Genomic DNA, 17,118 nt, shown 5'->3' with positions numbered 1-17,118 from the left:
TGAACTGGTCATGCGCGGTCCTGCCGCCTCGATGCTATTCCGCTTCGGCACGGGGGCGCCCCGCGCGTCCGCCGGTCTCCGGCGCGGCACCCGGAGCCGGTACCGCGGCCTCTCCGGCCACCGGGGCGGCAGTGGCGTCCGGCGTCATGGGCTGCTGCGCGGCGGCCCGTTCGGCGCGCTCGGCACGGCCGAGCAGGACGCCGGCGACCACACCGCCCGCGAACACGGCCACGGCGCCGACCAGTTGGCTGGTCTGGATGCCGGATGCGAAGGCGTCGCGGACGACGGCGCGGTCGGCATCCGTACGGGCTGCCGCAAGGGCGGCGGGCAGCGAGCCCGCACCGGCCGCGACCGCCGGGAGCAGCGCGGTGAAGCGGGAGTTGAGGACCGCGCCGAGCACGGCGACGCCCAGCCCCTGGCCGCACTCCATGAGCGTGCCGTTGACGCCGGCGCCGACGCCCGCCTTGGCGGGCGGGATCGCGGACATGATGGCGTTGGCCATGGCGGGCATCGAGAGCGCGACGCCGATGCCCATGACGATCAGTCCGGCGAGCATGCCGGAGTAGGAGTGGGCGCCCAGCAGCGAGACGGCCGCGAGACCGCCCGCGAGCAGCGTCATGCCGACGGCTATGGTGCGCGGCGTCCCCATCCTGACCATCAGCTTCCCGGCGATGCCGGAGAAGTTCAGGACGACGGCGGTCAGGGCGAGCGGCGCGGTACGCAGCCCGGCCTCCAGCGGCTCGTACCCGAGTACCAGCTGGAGGTGCTGGGTGAGCAGGAAGATCGAGCCGCCCATGCCGAACGCGACGAGGATGCCGCCCGCGACGGCGCCGACGAACTTGCGGTCGCGGAAGAAGTGCATGTCCAGCATGGGGTGCGGGGTGTGCAGTTCCCAGCGGGCGAAGGCGGCGAGCGCGAGGACGCCGATGACGGCGGAGCCCAGTACGCGGGCGGAGAGCCAGCCGTGGTCGGGCCCGGAGATGATCGCGAAGACCACGCAGACCATGCCGATCATGGACAGCAGGGCGCCGGGCAGGTCGGGGCGGTCACCGGAGGGGTTCTTGGACTCCGGTACCAGCTTCAGCACGGCGATCAGGCCGAGCACCGCGACCGGGAGGTTGATCAGGAAGATTGAGCCCCACCAGAAGTGGTTCAGCAGCGAGCCGCCGAGGAGCGGCCCGGCGGCGAAGCCGAGGGAGTTGACCGCGCCCCAGATGCCGATCGCCTTGGGCCGCTCCTCGTCGTCGAAGATCTGGACGACGACGGCGAGGGTGGTGGTCAGCAGCAGCGCGCCGCCGATGCCCATGCCGGCCCGGGCGGCGATCAGCTGGCCCGCGGACTGCGCGAAGCCCGCGCAGACCGAGCCGAGGCCGAAGAGCACCAGGCCTGCGGCGAGCATCTTCTTGCGGCCGTAGCGGTCGGCGGCGTTGCCCGCCGTGAGCAGCAGGCCGGACTGGACCAGCGAATAGGCGTTGATCATCCACTGGATGTCGGCGGTGGTCGCGCCCAGTTCCTTGTTGAGGGAGGGGACGGCGACGTTGAGGACGGTGTTGTCGAGGACGACGGTGAGCTGGGCGAGGCAGATGACGCCGAGGATGATCCAGCGCGCGGGATGGCGCGGCGGGCTCTCGGCGGTGGCGGCAGCGGAGGCCACGGAGGACATGCAGGCTCCCTGTACGGATGTGAGCGGGTGGCTTACACCGTACAGGGACCTCTTATACGCCGTACATTTCCTGTCCGGGCGGCCGGGTCCGGAGCACCGGCCGCCCCTCAGCCGTTACTTCTTCGGGCTGGTCAGGTCGTACAGCGTGGTACTGCCGACGGTGACCTTCTCGTAGTTCTTCTCGACCCACGAGGTGATCTTCGAGGAGGTGCCGGAGTTGCCGCCCGGGCCGCCCATGCCACCGCCCAGGAAGTAGTGAATCTTCCCTTCCTTCACGTACTGCTCGAACTGCGCGAGCGTCGGGGACGGGTCGCTGCCGTTGAACCCGCCGACGGCCATGACCGGCTTCTCGGTCGCCAGCTGGTAGCTCGCCGCGTTCTGCGAGCCGACGGAAGCGGCGACCCAGGTGTACTCGTCGGCGTCGGCCAGCAGCCTCGCCTCCACCTCCGCGCTGACCTGGGCGCCGTTGAGCAGGCCGCCCATGCCGCCACCGCCTTGCATGCGGCCGCGCTCGGCGCCGCCCGCGCCGCCGGGGCCGGGCCGCTGGTTCGCGCCACCGGGGAACGGCTTCATGCCACCGGGCTGCTGCCCACCAGGTTGCCGGCCGCCGGGCCCGGCCTTGGCGTTGCCCTGTCCGCCCGGCATCCCCGGAGGCCCGCCCTTGCCACCGCCGGGGCGGCCGCCGCCCGGGCCGCCCATGCCGCCCGAGACCGACGGGCCGGCCGTGATGATCGAGCCGGTGTGCGGGGTCGTCACCGTGTTCAGCGTGTACGCGACCGGCCCGGCCAGCGACGTCACGAGGCCCAGCCCCGCGGCGCCCACCGCCAGCCGCCGGCCGGCGCCGGACGTCCCGCGGCCGAAGACCGCCAGCGCCACCGCCGCGAACAGCCCGCCGATCAGGACGGTCCAGCGCAGCCACGGCAGCCAGGCCGGCGACCGGTCGAGCAGGACGTACGACCAGACCGCCGTGACCGCGGCCGTCAGCGCGAGCACCGACGTGGCGGCCCCGGCAGGCCGGGCGTGCCGCCGCTGCCACAGCACCGCGGCGCCCATGCCCACCAGCGCCGCGATGTACGGAGCCAGGGCGATGTTGTAGTACTGGTGGAAGATCCCGGACATGAAGCTGAAGGTCGCGAAGGTCATCAGCAGGGCGCCGCCCCAGACCCAGAACGCGTTCCGCTGCTGCGCGGCCAGGTCGTCCGTCGCGCGACGGGCCTTCCCCAGCACGACCAGCCCGGCGATCAGCAGCAGGAACGCCGCGGGCAGCAGCCAGGAGATCTGGCCGCCCATGTCGGAGGAGAAGAGCCGGCCGATGCCGGTCGCACCCCAGCCGCCACCGCCACCGGGGCCGCCGCCACCGCCGACGCTGCCGGTCTCGTTGCCGTTGATCCGGCCCAGGCCGTTGTAGCCGAAGGTCAGCTCCAGGAAGCTGTTGTTCTGCGAGCCGCCGATGTACGGGCGGGAGGACGCCGGCCACAGCTCGACGATCGCCACCCACCAGCCGGCGGAGACGACCAGCGCGAGCCCGGCCAGCAGTGTCTGGCCGATCCGCCTGCGGACGGTCGTGGGCGCGCAGGGCAGGTACACCAGCGCCAGCGGCGGCAGGATCAGCCAGGCCTGGAGCGTCTTGACGAGGAAGGCGAAGCCGAAGCAGAGCCCGGCCAGCACCAGCCACTTGGTGCGCGCGTCCTCCAGGGCGCGCAGCACGCAGGCGATCGCGCAGACCATCAGCAGGCACAGCAGCGCGTCGGGGTTGTTGAAGCGGAACATCAGCGCGGCGACCGGGGTGACCGCCAGCGCGCCGCCCGCGAGGAGCCCGGCGCCCGCGCCGAAGCGGCGGCGTACGGCCGCGTACAGCACGCCGACCGTCGCGACGCCCATCAGCGCCTCGGGCACCAGGATCTGCCAGGCGCCGAGGCCGAAGAGCTTCACCGACAGGGCCATCGGCCACAGCGCGGCCGGCGGCTTGTCCACGGTGATGGCGTTCGCGGCGTCCGAGGAGCCGAAGAAGAACGCCTTCCAGCTCTCGCTGCCGGCCTGGACGGCCGCCGAGTAGAAGGAGTTGGCGTACCCGGAGGCGCCCAGGTCCCACAGGTGGAGCACGGCGGCGACCGCCAGCAGGAGCAGCAGCCCGGGCCGGGCCCAGCGCGGGTCGCCACGTCTGGCCTGGTCGGTACGCGGCTCGTGCGGCGCGTCCGTCCGCGGAGCCTCGTACAGGGATGAGGCGGTCATCGGGAGCTCCCGGATTCGGTGCCGGCGTCGTGCGCGGGCGTGGTGGTGCCCGGGAAGACCCAGGCGCGGAAGAGGAGGAAGCGGAGGACGGTCGCCGCGAGGTTCGCGGCGATCAGCACGGCCAGCTCGGTGCCGTGCGAGGGGGTGCCGGACGCGGCGTTCAGGGCCGCCAGTGAGCCGCTGGTCAGCGCGAGGCCGATGGCGAAGACGACCAGGCCCTGCGCCTGGTGGCGGACCGCGCGGTCGCGGCCCCGCACGCCGAAGGTGAGCCGCCGGTTGGCGGCGGTGTTGCCGAACGCGGAGACCAGCAGGGCCAGCGCGTTGGCGGCCTGCGGCCCGACGCCGAGCCGGAAGAGCGAGTACAGCAGGAGGTACGCGACGGTGCTGAGCGCGCCGACGACGCAGAAGCCGACCAGCTGGCGGGCGAGCCCGCCCGGTACGCCGGTCAGCTGCCGGTCGCGCGGGTCGTCGCCGAAGGGCCGGGCCAGCCGGTCCAGCGGCAGCGCTCCGGTGGCCAGCGCGCGCCCCACCCGCCACACGCCCTTGAGGTCGTCGGTCGCGGTCTTCACGATGTGCACGGTGCTGTCCGGGTCGTCCACCCAGTCCACCGGCACCTCGTGGATGCGCAGCCCGGCCCGCTCGGCGAGGACCAGCATCTCCGTGTCGAAGAACCAGCCGGTGTCCTCGACCATCGGCAGCAGCCGCTGCGCCACGTCGCCGCGGATCGCCTTGAACCCGCACTGTGCGTCGCTGAACCGGGCGGCCAGCGAGCCGCGCAGGATCAGGTTGTAGCTGCGTGAGATGAACTCCCGCTTGGGCCCGCGCACCACCCGCGAACTGCGGGCCAGCCGGGAGCCGATGGCGAGGTCGGAGTGGCCGGAGATCAGCGGCGCCACCAGCGGCAGCAGCGCGTTCAGGTCGGTGGACAGGTCCACGTCCATGTACGCGAGCACCGGCGCGCTGGACATCGACCAGACGGTACGCAGCGCCCGGCCGCGCCCCTTCTGTTCCAGCCGTACCGCCGTGACCTCGGAGATCTCGTCGTCGAGCCGGGCCGAGACCTCCGGCGTCGCGTCGGTGCTCGCGTTGTCCGCGATGGTGATCCGGAAGCCGTACGGGAACGTGCGGGTCAGGTAGTCGTGGAGCCGCCGTACGCACGGTTCGAGGTCGCGCTCCTCGTTGTAGACCGGGATCACGACGTCCAGGACGGTCGTGGTCCGGCCGGGGCGCAGGTGCTCGCGCGGCGGCAGGGAGCCCAGCGGGACGGGGGCCGGTACGGGTCCTGGGGCGGGGGCCTGGGAGTGGCCCGGGGCCGGAGTGAAGCCCGGGGCCGGCTGTGTCGTCGTCATGGGAACGACGTTCGTCGGCCCCGCTGTCACCACCGTGTGGTGAGCCTGTGCCCTGCCTGTGAGTCCTCGGCGGGGCCCGTGTCCTGGGCCACGGCAGGCTCCGCACCAGGTGTTTCGGCAGGCAGCCGGACCGTGAAGACGGTCCGGCCCGGGGCGCTGTCCACGCCCACGTCGCCGCCGTGCGCGGCCACCACGGCACGCACGATCGCCAGGCCCAGGCCCGTGCTCCCGGCGGCCCGCGACCGCGAGGCGTCGCCCCGCGCGAACCGCTCGAAGACGTGCGGCAGCGTCGCCGCCGGGATGCCGGGCCCGTCGTCCGCGATCTCCAGCAGGACGGACGGGCCGTGCCGGGCCACCCTCGCGGTGACCGTCGTGCCCTCCGGCGTGTGCGTACGGGCGTTGGCGAGGAGGTTCACCAGCACCTGTTGCAGGCGGGCCGCGTCGGCCCGTACCAGTGCCGGGGAGTCGGGGAGTTCGAGCCGCCAGCGGTGTCCCGGGCCGGCCGCGCGTGCGTCGCTGACCGCGTCCACGACCAGCGGTGACAGGTCCGTGCTCGCGTACGACAGCGGGCGTCCCGCGTCCAGCCGCGCGAGCAGCAGCAGGTCCTCCACCAGCCCGGTCATCCGGGTCGCCTCGGACTCGATGCGGCCCAGCGCGTGCCGGGTGTCGGGGCCCGGCTGCTCGCGGCCGCGCCGGGTCAGCTCGGCGTAGCCGCGGATCGAGGCGAGCGGCGTACGCAGCTCGTGGCTGGCGTCGGCGACGAACTGGCGTACCCGTGTCTCGCTCTCCTGCCGTGCGGCCAGTGCCGAACCGACGTGCCCCAGCATGCGGTTGAGCGCCGCGCCGACCTGGCCGACCTCGGTACGCGGATCGGCCTCGGCGGCCGGCACCCGCTCGTGCAGCGCCACCTCGCCCTGGTGCAGGGGGAGTTCGGAGACCCGGGTGGCGGTGGCGGCGACTCGGCGCAGCGGGCGCAGCGCGAGGCCGACCATCGAGGCGCCCGCGATGCCCGCCGCGACCAGCCCGGCGGCCGTCACACACACCTCGACCAGGATGAGCGTGGTGACCGTGTCCTCGACCTGGGTCATCGGGAGGCCGATGACCACCTGGCCGTCCTTGGTGGACTCGACGCGGTAGTCGCCCAGGCCGGGCAGGGTAGCGGTGTGCGGCCGGCCGTCCCGGGGGACGTCCTCCAGCGCCTGGAGCTGCGCGCCGTTCAGCTTGTCGAGATGCTCGGCGGGCACGCGGCTCTTGGAGTCGTTGTTCTTCGCGCCGTCCTCGATCCCGCCGTCGGGTGTGACCCGGCCGCCGACGGTGCCGATCGGCTGGCCCGGCAGGGCGACGAAGTCCAGGCTGTGCTGCTGCATCGGGTCGTGCCTCGCGACCGGGCCCTGGGTGCGCCAGGCGGACTCCTGCAGCTGGTCGTCCAGCTGTCCCCGCAGGTAGGAGTGGAGCACGATGGTGGTGACCGTGCCGATGACGGTCGCGACCACGGCGATCAGCGCGACCGCTGCCACCACCAGCCGGGTACGCAGGGACCACGGGCGCCGGCCGGAACTGCCGCCGGAGGTACGGGACATGAGGGGTCCGCCTACTCGCCCGGCTTGATGAGGTACCCCGCGCCGCGCCGGGTGTGGATCATCGGGCTGCGGCCCGCGTCGATCTTCCGGCGGAGGTAGGAGATGTAGAGCTCGACGACGTTGGCCTGGCCGCCGAAGTCGTAGCTCCACACCCGGTCCAGGATCTGGGTCTTGCTGAGCACCCGGCGCGGATTGCGCATCAGGTACCGCAGCAGCTCGAACTCGGTCGCCGTGAGGTGGATGTCCACCCCGCCGCGCGAGACCTCGTGACTGTCCTCGTCCAGTACCAGGTCGCCCACCGTGAGCACCGACTCCGACCGGAGGGCCGCGGCACCGGCCCGGCGCAGCAGTCCGCGCAGCCGGGCGACCACCTCCTCCAGGCTGAACGGCTTGGTGACGTAGTCGTCGCCGCCCGCGGTCAGCCCGGCGATGCGGTCCTCCACGGCGTCCTTGGCCGTGAGGAAGAGAACCGGCACGTCGGGCAGGTCGCGGCGGAGCCGGCCCAGTACGGTCAGGCCGTCCATGTCGGGCAGCATGACGTCCAGGAGCACCGCGTCCGGCCGCCACTCGCGCGCGGCCCGCAGCGCGCTCGCGCCGTCCCCGGCGGAACGGATGTCCCATCCCTCGTACCGCAGCGCCATCGAGAGCAGGTCGGTGAGCGACGCCTCGTCGTCGACGACGAGCACGCGCACCGGGCTCCCGTCGGGGCGCAGCAGTTCCGGTTGCTTCTTCACGGAGGGCGGCGATCCGGCAGTGGCAGTCATACCGGCAAGCCTGGCCGCGGCCTCTGAGAGCCCCCTTTCCGGAGTCTGTGAAATTCCTGAGAAACGCAGGTGGACAGGGCAGGGCAGGGCCCGACCGGCTGGGCCGCCCCCCGCGCGGTCCAGCCGGTCTCACGGGGAAAAGCATGGCAGGCACCACTGACAATCGGCCCCGCGCGACGGGGGCGAGCGCCGGGCACCCTCAGAGACCCAGCAGCCGGGCCGCGTTGCCGTGACAGACCCCGCGCAGCCAGTCGTCCCCCAGCTCCACCCGCGTCAGTGCCTCCAGCGCATGCGCGTAGCCGTAGGGGATGTCGGGGAAGTCGCTGCCGAAGAGGATCCGGTCGCCGAGGTCCGCGAGCCGTCCGCGCTCCTCCCGCGGGAACGGCGCGGCCCGCTCGGCTGCCCCTCCGGCGCCTTCAGAACAACCCCTCCTGCCGTCCCTCGTCCGCGGCGCTCCCCGCCCGGACCACGTCCGCCGTCGTCACCTTCCCGGCCGCAGCCCGCAGCACCCGTCCGGACAGCAGCCGGGCGTCCACGACCACCACCGGCACCGCTTCCCCGCCCTGCCCCTCCTGCCCCAGATACAGGTCGGCGCCCGCCGCCGCCACGACCTGGCCCACGATCTCCTCCCCCGCCCGCAGCGCACGGACCTCCCCCGCGGCCCCCGGCTCCGCCGGAATGCGGTCCAGCCCGAACACCTCGGAGTGGTCCACGTACGCGTACGGCGCGGCCCGCAACGCCTCCGGCCAGCCCGGCAGCGACCGGGCCTCCTCGTGCAGCGCGGCCAGCGCGGCGGCCCGCTCGGCGGCCGGCGGCAGCGCCCGCCGAGCCGCCCGCTTCTCCGCCTTCCCGAACCGGTCCCGCACCGCCAGCGCGCTCCCCAGCAGCGCCTCCGCCCGGCGCGCCGCCATCAGCGGCCCGCGCCCCAGCCAGGAGTACCCGACCGCGCCCTGCTCCAGCAGCCGCGCCGCGCCCCGTTCGGCAGCGGTGATCCCCACCTTCAGCAGGCCGGGCCCGAAGTACGCCAGGTAGACGCCGTACGGGCGCGGGTCGTCCGCCATCGTGTCGGCGGCCACCGACCGGGAACGGTCCAGCCGCGCGCAGTCGGCGCACTGGTCGCGCGCGCCCGCCCCGTCGAGCACCGCCGCGTGCGGACAGAGGATCCACCGCCCGGCCCGCCGCACACCCAGACAGCGCCGCTCGCCCTCGACGGCGAACGCCAGCGGCTTCCCGGCGGGCAGCGCGCTCCGCCGCTCCTCGCCCCGCTCCGGGTGGTACCAGCCGAGCCCGAAGACACCGCCCGACCACCGCGGTCCCGTGCACCGCCACATCGTCCCCGCCCCCTTCACGCCATGGCCGCGGCCTTCTCCGCGCCTTCGGGGCCCGCGCCGGGTCCCCGGAACGTGCTGCGGTACCGGCTCGGCGAGACACCCAGCGCCGCCTGGAGATGCTGCCGCAGCGACGCGGCCGTACCGAACCCGGCGTCGGCCGCCACCCGGTCCACCGACAGGTCCGTGTCCTCCAGGAGCTGCCGCGCCCGCTCGATGCGCTGCTGCGTGAGCCACTGCAGCGGCGAGAGCCCGGACTCCTCCCGGAAGCGCCGGGTGAAGGTCCGTACGCTCATCGCCTCGCGCGCCGCCAGCTCGCGCAGGGTGAGCGGGCGGTGCAGGTTCTCCAGCGCCCAGGCCCGCGCCGCGCCCGTCGTGGCGAACTGCCGGCTGGGCACCGGCCGCTGGATGTACTGGGCCTGCCCGCCCTCCCGGTGCGGCGGGACGACCGTGCTTCGCGCCACCGCGTTGGCCACGCCCGAGCCGAAGTCGCTCCGCACCATGTGCAGGCACAGGTCCACCCCCGACGCCACACCCGCCGAGGTCAGCACGTGGCCGTCCTCGGTGTAGAGCACCTCCGGGTCCAGGCGCACGGCCGGGAACAGCCGCCGGAAGTCCTCCGTCGACCGCCAGTGGGTGGTGGCCCGCCGTCCGTCCAGCAGGCCCGCCGCCGCCAGCACGAAGGCGCCCGTGCAGATCGAGGCGACCCGGGTGCCGGGCCGGATGCGGTCCAGCGCCGCGGCGAGCGGCGTGTCGAGCCGCCCCTCCTCCGGCGTGTAGTCCTCGTGCGCGGCCGGCACGACCACCGTCCGCGCCTCGGCCAGCGCCTCCGGGCCGTGCGCCACGTTGATCGTGAAGTCCGCGTCCGTCCGCACCTCACCGGGTTCGACGGCGCAGGTCACCACCTCGTAGAGCCGTTCCCCCGCATCCGATGCGGCCTGCCCGAAGACACGGTGGACGATGCCCAGCTCGATCGGCAGCATGCCGTGCCGCACCAGTACGGCGACCCGGTGCCGCCCGTCGTCCGCGAAGACACCCATGGCCCGATCCTTGCACACCCTGGCCATCAGGCCACTCGATACGGCGGAACCGGTCTCGGAAGATCGTGTTCATGAAGGTTCTCTGGCTCTTCGCCCACCCCGAACCCCGCTCCCTCAACGGCTCTTTGAAAGACGAGGGCGTCCGCGCACTGAAGGCCGATGGCCACGAGGTACGCGTCTCCGACCTGTACGCGATGAAGTGGAACCCGGTCGTCGACGCCGACGACTACGGCCACGACCGCACCGAGCGCCTCGACGTCGCCCGCAGCTCCCACGAGGCGTACGAGACCGGCCGCCTGGCCCCCGACATCGCCGCCGAGCAGGAGAAACTCCTCTGGGCCGACGCGATGATCGTCCAGTTCCCGCTGTGGTGGTACGGGATGCCCGCCATCCTCAAGGGCTGGTTCGACCGGGTCTTCGTGAAGGGCTTCGGCTACGGAGTCCAGGGCGAGGACGGCCGGACCCTGCGCTACGGGGAGGGCCGGCTGGCCGGCAAGCGCGCCATGGTCGTCCTCACCGCCGGCGCCTTCGAGCCCTCCCTCGGCCCCCGCGGCATCAACGGCAGCCTGGAATCCGTGCTCTTCCCCCTCCAGCACGGCACCCTCTGGTACAGCGGCATGTCCGTACTGCCCCCGCTCCTCGTCCCCGCGGCCAACCGCGTCTCCGACGACCAGTACGCCACCGCCGCCGACCGGCTCCGCGACCGCCTCCGCACCCTCGCCACCACCCCACCGCTCCCCTACCGCACCCAGAACGGCGGCGACTACGACGAGGACCTGGTGCTACGCCCCGGCCTGGCCCCGGACCGCACGGACCTCACCATCCACCAGCACCCCTGACGTCGGCGCCGCCCGAACGCACCGAAGGCCCCGTCGATCTCTCGACGGGGCCTTCGTCATGCTGTGCGCTCGGCAGGATTCGAACCTGCAACCTTCTGATCCGTAGTCAGATGCTCTATCCGTTAAGCTACGAGCGCTCGGCTCCCCGGCGGTCTTGACCACCGGTCGGCGTTGCGGGACCACTTTACATGACCTGCGCGGGAGCTCGCTCCGGGCGCCCGCCGCACGACTTTCGTGATCACGCCACGAGAAAACCCCCGTCCGGGGTATCCGGCGGGGGCTTCGTCATGCTGTGCGCTCGGCAGGATTCGAACCTGCAACCTTCTGATCCGTAGTCAGATGCTCTATCCGTTAAGCTACGAGCGCTTGACTTCCCGGCGGTCTTGACCACCGGTCGGCGTTGCGGGAACAACATTACATGAGCTGGGCCGCAGCGCGAAATCCATTAGCCGAACCCCGCCTGACCTGCGAAAACGACGAAGCCCCGACCTGCAGGTCGGGGCTTCGTCCCTTACGGCGGAGGCGGAGGGATTTGAACCCTCGATGGGCTTTAAGACCCAAACCGCATTAGCAGTGCGGCGCCATAGACCGGACTAGGCGACGCCTCCACGCAACGCCACCCGCGCGAACGCGATGTGGTGTGTGCAGATGATGGCACAGCTCAGCGTGCTGTCACCAATCGGGTCCTACGGTACTAGGCGCGTGGGCCGCTGGGCAAAGCGCTTCCGGCGCGGGCGAGGGCCCGGAGAACCAGGCAGTACGCAGCGGAGTCGTGCGGTTGCGCAACGTACGGCGGAGTGGAGCGTTAAGAGGGACGAGGGGCCCGTCCCTTGCCGCCCCCGTCCCACGACCACCCCACGCCCTGGAGAGTCCGATGGCGCTGCGCCGTATCGCCGTTCTCGTCCTGTCCGCCGCCACCTGCGCCCTCGCGCCGGGCCTCGCCGCGCCCGCGGCCGGCGCCGTCACCCCTTCGGAGCAGGTCCGGCAGGCGCCGATCCCGCTGTCGAAGGGCGGCGACCACCTGAGGGTGACCGTCACCGGGTCCGGCGACGCCGGGCTGGACGGCACCCACGAACTGAAGTGCCACCCCACCGGCGGCGACCACCCCAAGGCGGAGGACGCCTGCCGCGCGCTGGACAAGGTGACGCGCTGGGGCAAGGACCCCTTCGCGCCCGTCCCGTCCGGCACCGCCTGCACGATGCAGTACGGCGGCCCCGTCACCGCGCACGTCACCGGCCGCTGGGCCGGCCGTCCGGTGGACGCCACCTTCAAGCGGGACAACGGCTGTGAGATCGGCCGCTGGGACAAGCTCGTCCCCCTGCTCCCCTCCGCCGCTTCGTGAAGAGCTCCGGCGAGCAGGCCGGAAGGCGACGTCAGAGGCGGGAAGCGGAGCCGGGAGCGCCGGAAGAGCGGCGTCCGCTTCCCGCGGAAACCGGCCGGGTTTCGTGACCAAGTAGGGCGCCAGATCAGGACGCGGGGCACATGTCGGGCGTGCGCCGAGTCGCACAGGGCCGTGGCATTACCTCCTCGTCATCCGCCTCCGCGTCCCCTGCCGGTGCCCGTAGACTCCCTTCCAGTGACACGCCACGGTGGGTTTCAGTCACACACCACCGGTGGGTGTCGGCAAGATGCGGTCGTCAGGGAGGAAGCGTCGTCGTGAGCAGCAGGCCATCCCGAGGCGCTGCTCGCCTCGCAGCCATACTCGACGCCTTGCCCGACGCGTTGCTGCTGGTCAACTGCAACGGCACGGTCGTCAACGCCAACACCATCGCCTTGGAGACCTTCGAGGCGCCGGGTACGGCCCTCGTGGGCCGCGGTCTGCTGGACCTGCTCCCGACGTTCGACTCCAAGCGCATCCCCGGCTCCATGCGGCGCCCCGACGACGCCGCGCACCAGGGCGGGCGGCAGAAGCCGACGCGGATGGTCGCGCGGCGCACGGACGGCACGGAGATGCTGGTCGAGGTGACCAGCGCCAACCTGGAGGACGGCCGTACCCCGTACGAGTCGGCCTTCGAGGCGGCGTACGCGGACCACCGCACCGGCTACACCGGCGACGAGCTGCTGATGCTCGTCGTCCGCGACCTCTCCGGGCAGCTGGACATCGAGAGCGAACTGGCCCGCCAGCAGCGCCAGACGGAGATGATCCTGCGCGCCGCCGCCGAGGGCGTCGTCGGCGTGGACGCCGAGGGCAAGGTCGTCCTCGTGAACCCGTCCGCCGCGCAGATCCTCGGCTACCGCGCCAGCGAACTGGGCGGCAAGGAGCTGCACCCGCTCATCCACCACTCGCGCCCCGACGGCACCCCGCTGCCCTGGGCGGAGACCCCGCTCGCCGACACGCTCAAGTCCGGCCGCAAGCACCGGGTGCGCGCCCAGGTGCTGTGGGCCAAGGACGGCCGCGCGGTCTCCGTCGACCTGACGACCGCGCCCGTACGGGACGGCGACCAGCTCGTCGGCGCCGTCATGACCTTCACCGACCGGCGCCCCATGGACGCCATGGCGGCCCGCCAGAGCCAGCTGCTCGCCGTACTGGACCGGTCGCTGCGCGGCCCGCTGGAGGAGCTCCGTACCGAGCTGGGCACCCTGGCGTCGGACCCCGCGGGCCAGCTCTGGCCGGAGGCCAACCAGGTCCTGCACCACCTCACGGCCGGGTACAGCCGGATGACGACGCTGGTGGACAACGTCCTGAGCTACCAGCAGCTCGACGCGGGCACGGAGAAGCTCCAGCGGACCGAGGTCTCGCTGGACGCGGTGGTCGCCGCCGGCGTGGAGGGCGCGGTCGAGCTGATCGGACCCGGCCGCGCGCAGTTCGCGGTGCACGCGCCGCCGATCGAGGCCGAGGTGGACCCGGCCCGGCTGGCACAGGCGCTGTCGCACCTGATCGCCGATGTCGCGGGCGTGGACTCGACGGGCAACACGCCCGCGGGCGCCGCACCGGTCGGCGACTCCACGATCGTGGTCGCCGCGGCCCAGCGCGGCTCGGTCGTACGCATCGAGGTGCGCGGCCCGTACAGCGGCGGCGACCCCGTGCACGGCCCGATCGTGCGCGGCATCGTCCGGCTGCACGGCGGTGTGCTGCAGACGCACGAGGTGCCGGGCGGCGCGGGCGGCAGCGCGTACGTGCTGGAGGTGCCGGTCAAGGCGGACGGCTCGCCGGTGCCGGCCGGGCAGCAGGCGGGCGGCACCGACGGGACGGCCGAGATGCCTGCCTCCGGCGGCGCCGGGACCGAGACGCCGGCCGGCGGCACGGACGGCGGCACGGCCGGGGGCGGCCGCCGACGGGCCCGTGGCGGCGCGAGCGGCGCCGACGCGACGGCCGCCGGCACGGCGCCGGGCCAGGCGGGCGACCGGACTTCCGGGGGCGCGGGCCAGGGCCGGCGTGCCCTGCCGGGCGCGCCGGGCGGCGCGGACGGTGCGCCGGGCGCCGGTACGGACGGCCGCGGTACGGGCGACAGCACCGGCGGCACCCCGGTGGACCCGCGGGGCAGGACCGGCGTACCGGGCACCGAGGCCGTACCGCCGGGCGGGCGGCGGCGGGGCCGCCCCGAGCCGGAGTCCGCCGGCGGCGGGCTGCCCGCACTGCCGGCCGCGCCCGGTACCGGCGGCGAACAGCCGGGCCAGGGGCAGCAGCCGGGCGGCCGCCGGGCGCGCCGGGCGCTCTCCGACACCGCCGGACACGCGCTCCCCGGCCAGCTGCCGCCGCACGCCCCGGGCCAGGGCCAGGGCGCGCCGCGTCAGGCGACGCAGGGCGGGCCCGAGCAGCAGCACGCACAGTCGTCCGCGAGCGCGCTGACCCCGGCCGCCGGGCCGGGCCGCCCCGCTCCGGGGCAGCCGAACGGCGGTCCGGGCCAGGAGCGGCCCGGCGGTCAGGGTCCCGCCGGGCTCAGCCCCGCACACGCCGGCGGCGCTCCGGCCGCACCCGCCGGGCAGCAGGGCCCGCGTACGCCCTTCGCCCTGCCGCCCGCCGCCGCCGACCAGCACCCCGCCCAGGGCCCGCAGGCCCCGGCCCAGCCGCAGCCCGGCGGGCAGCCGCTGCCCGCACTGCCCGCTCCGGGCACGCAGGCGGCGGGCGCCCAGGCCCCGGGTGCGCAGCCGTCGGATGCACGTGCGGCCGGGCAGGCGCCCGGTACGCAGGCCCCCGGCGCGCTCCTTCCCGACCAGGCAGCACCGGGCGGGCCCGCCGGTCCTGACGGCCCGGTACCCGCTGGGACCGGCAGGCGCCGTGCGCGCCGGGCCCCCGAGGAGACCCCCGAGGCCGCTGGGGCGCCCGGCGGCTCCGCCGTACCCAGTGGCGCGCTGCCCGCGGCGCGCGGTGCCGCGGCCGGGCAGACCGGTCCGGCCGGCGGTGGCGAGTGGGACGCGCCGACCGGCCGCCGCCGGGCGCGCCGGGCCGCCGCCGAGGAGCGGGCCGCGGCCGCGATGGCCGACTCCGAGTCCACCGGTACGTTCGTGGTGGGCGCCGGGGGCCAGGTCACGCACCCCGAGGACGATCCCGCGGCGGCCGCGACCGCCGCACCCACGGGCCGCCGCCGCGGCCGCCCCGCCGAGGCCGCCACCCCGCCCGCCCAGGAAGCCCGCACGCCGGAGGCCCAGGGCCTTGAGGCGCAGGGGCCGGGACACCAGGGGCAGGGGACTCCGGCACCGGGGACACAGGCGCCGGGGACACAGGCCCCCGGTACGCACGCCGCACAGGCGCAGGGCCCGCAGACGCACGCCGTGCAGGCGGCCGAGGACGGCCGTCAGGGCGAGGCCGCGCAGGGCACCGGCCAGGGCCGCCCCCAGGGTGGCGGCGCGCACGTGCCGTCCGTACCGGGGCCGCGCCGGTCGGCGCCCGGTGAGCAGGTGCCCGGCCGGCCGGACGCGGCGGGCCGCCCCCTGCCCGCACCGGAGGAGGAAGCGGGACCGGCGGCCGGGCAGTCGCACGGCCGGGCGTTCAGCGTGCGCACGCTCGGACAGGGCGTTCCCTTCGCCCAGCAGATCGCCGACCAGCACCAGCCGAACGGCCATCCCGGACAGCAGGCGCAGCCGGGGCAGCCGGGGCAGTCCGGTCAGCAGGGACAGCCCGGACAGCAGGGCCAGCAGGGCCGCCACGGCCAGCCCGGCGCTGGCGGTCCGTCCGCCACGGGCGGCCGGGCGGTGACGGGTGGCGCTCCCGGTGACCCGAACGCCACCAGCGGCGCCAACGGCACCCTCGGCGGTGCGGGCGGTGCCGGTTCCGGCCGCCGCCGCAAGCTCGCCGCGCCGCCGCAGGACGACGAGCGCGGTACGGGCTCCGGTACGGGCTCGGGCACGGGTACGGCTACGGGTACGGGCTCGGAGATGGTCCCCGCCGCCCGCGCTCCGCAGGGCGCGCAGCCGCAGCCGCCGCTGATGGAGTCCACCGAGGGCCGCGCGTTCGCGATCTCCGCACCGGACGAGGGCCAGGAGGGCCCGGAGCCGCTGGACGGCCCGAACGGCGCCATAGAGGTCGTCGACCACCAGCCGCCACCCATGGACGACGAGCTGCCGCCCGAGCCGCTGGACAACCCGCGCCGGCTGCTGGTGTGGCCGGCGCCGGACCCCTCGACCCAGCAGGCGCTGAGCGACCGCGGCTACCGCCCGGTGATCGTCAACTCCCGCGAGGAGGTGGACGCGCAGATCGCGGCGTACCCGGCCGCGCTCTTCGTCGACCCGCTGACCGGGCCGATCACCCGCAAGGCGCTGCAGTCGCTGCGGCAGGCGGCGGGCGCCGCCGAGGTCCCCGTCCTGGTGACGGCAGGCCTGGGCCAGGCGACCCGGGAGGCGGCGTACGGCGCCGACCCGGCCGTACTGCTCAAGGCGCTCGCGCCGCGCGACAGCGAGCAGCATCCGCCGCGGGTGCTGCTGATCGAGGAGAACGACGCCGTCGCGGGCGCCCTCACCGCCTCGCTGGAGCGGCGCGGCATGCAGGTCGCGCGGGCCGGGGCGGACGCGGACGCGGTCAGCCTGGCCACCCAGGTCCGGCCCAACCTCGTGGTGATGGACCTGATGCAGGTCCGCCGCCGGCGGGCCGGGATCGTGGACTGGCTCCGCGCGAACGGGCTGCTGACCCGCACCCCGCTGGTCGTCTACACCGCCGCCAGCATGGACCCGGCGCAGCTTCCGCGGCTGGCGTCGGGCGAGACGGTGCTGTTCCTCGCCGAGCGGTCCACCAGCCCGGACGTACAGGGCCGGATCGTCGACCTGCTCGCCAAGATCGGCACGAACTGACCGGATCGGCGCGAACTGACCGGATCGCCATGAACTGACCGGAGCCGGCGCGCCTCCCGGTGGCCGGGCCGGCCACCGGCCACCGGCCGACTCACGGC

Annotated in this window: 10 protein-coding genes, 3 tRNA genes and 1 pseudogene; 3 read left to right on the top strand and 11 right to left on the bottom strand. The window is 74.5% G+C overall.

Annotation, left to right across the window (positions count from 1 at the left end):
* Positions 1-34: 34 nt before the first annotated feature.
* From AAC944_RS19620 to AAC944_RS19585, 8 genes and pseudogenes are all read right to left on the bottom strand, one after another.
* Positions 35-1,663, bottom strand: a complete 1,629-nt coding sequence (locus AAC944_RS19620) for an MFS transporter (RefSeq protein ID WP_078888592.1) — start codon at positions 1,661-1,663, stop codon at positions 35-37.
* Positions 1,664-1,777: 114 nt separating this feature from the next.
* Entirely contained in the window at positions 1,778-3,895 is a 2,118-nt protein-coding gene (locus tag AAC944_RS19615) for a mannosyltransferase YkcB-related protein (protein ID WP_030615592.1), read from the bottom strand.
* Positions 3,892-5,244 carry a bifunctional glycosyltransferase family 2/GtrA family protein gene (locus AAC944_RS19610; RefSeq protein WP_438272743.1) on the bottom strand — a complete coding sequence of 451 codons (1,353 nt, stop codon included), beginning with the start codon at positions 5,242-5,244 and terminating at the stop codon, positions 3,892-3,894. Before AAC944_RS19610 ends, AAC944_RS19615 begins: the two co-directional genes overlap by 4 nt.
* A gap of 26 nt (positions 5,245-5,270) precedes the next feature.
* Positions 5,271-6,824: a sensor histidine kinase gene (locus AAC944_RS19605; RefSeq protein WP_051871813.1), complete on the bottom strand. Its 1,554-nt coding sequence runs from the start codon at positions 6,822-6,824 to the stop codon at positions 5,271-5,273.
* 11 nt (positions 6,825-6,835) lie between these two features.
* Positions 6,836-7,588, bottom strand: a complete 753-nt coding sequence (locus AAC944_RS19600) for a response regulator transcription factor (protein ID WP_030615583.1) — start codon at positions 7,586-7,588, stop codon at positions 6,836-6,838.
* A gap of 199 nt (positions 7,589-7,787) precedes the next feature.
* Positions 7,788-7,988: pseudogene (locus tag AAC944_RS19595) on the bottom strand (amidohydrolase family protein); the annotation flags it as partial.
* A gap of 16 nt (positions 7,989-8,004) precedes the next feature.
* Positions 8,005-8,919: a DUF2797 domain-containing protein gene (locus tag AAC944_RS19590; RefSeq protein WP_030615580.1), complete on the bottom strand. Its 915-nt coding sequence runs from the start codon at positions 8,917-8,919 to the stop codon at positions 8,005-8,007.
* Between the two features lie 14 nt (positions 8,920-8,933).
* Complete coding sequence (locus AAC944_RS19585; protein ID WP_030615576.1) at positions 8,934-9,983, bottom strand: GlxA family transcriptional regulator; 1,050 nt, start codon at positions 9,981-9,983, stop codon at positions 8,934-8,936.
* A gap of 44 nt (positions 9,984-10,027) precedes the next feature.
* Between AAC944_RS19585 and AAC944_RS19580 the strand changes: the two genes are divergently transcribed.
* Positions 10,028-10,795 carry an NAD(P)H-dependent oxidoreductase gene (locus AAC944_RS19580; RefSeq protein WP_030615574.1) on the top strand — a complete coding sequence of 256 codons (768 nt, stop codon included), beginning with the start codon at positions 10,028-10,030 and terminating at the stop codon, positions 10,793-10,795.
* A gap of 64 nt (positions 10,796-10,859) precedes the next feature.
* Here the strand turns inward: AAC944_RS19580 and AAC944_RS19575 are convergent.
* The 3 genes from AAC944_RS19575 to AAC944_RS19565 all read right to left on the bottom strand — a co-directional run bounded on the left by AAC944_RS19575 (position 10,860) and on the right by AAC944_RS19565 (position 11,403).
* Positions 10,860-10,932 (bottom strand) — tRNA-Arg (locus AAC944_RS19575).
* A gap of 156 nt (positions 10,933-11,088) precedes the next feature.
* Positions 11,089-11,161, bottom strand: a tRNA-Arg gene (locus AAC944_RS19570).
* 151 nt (positions 11,162-11,312) lie between these two features.
* Positions 11,313-11,403: transfer RNA gene (locus AAC944_RS19565), tRNA-Ser, on the bottom strand.
* Between the two features lie 266 nt (positions 11,404-11,669).
* Here AAC944_RS19565 and AAC944_RS19560 point away from each other — a divergent pair.
* Positions 11,670-12,137: an SSI family serine proteinase inhibitor gene (locus AAC944_RS19560; RefSeq protein ID WP_037772291.1), complete on the top strand. Its 468-nt coding sequence runs from the start codon at positions 11,670-11,672 to the stop codon at positions 12,135-12,137.
* 314 nt (positions 12,138-12,451) lie between these two features.
* Positions 12,452-17,020: a hybrid sensor histidine kinase/response regulator gene (locus tag AAC944_RS19555; protein WP_030615568.1), complete on the top strand. Its 4,569-nt coding sequence runs from the start codon at positions 12,452-12,454 to the stop codon at positions 17,018-17,020.
* The last annotated feature ends 98 nt before the right edge of the window (positions 17,021-17,118 follow it).

Origin of the sequence: Streptomyces sclerotialus (assembly GCF_040907265.1) — a bacterium.
Taxonomy (GTDB): domain Bacteria; phylum Actinomycetota; class Actinomycetes; order Streptomycetales; family Streptomycetaceae; genus Streptomyces; species Streptomyces sclerotialus.
This window is presented reverse-complemented; position numbering and strand designations above follow the sequence as displayed.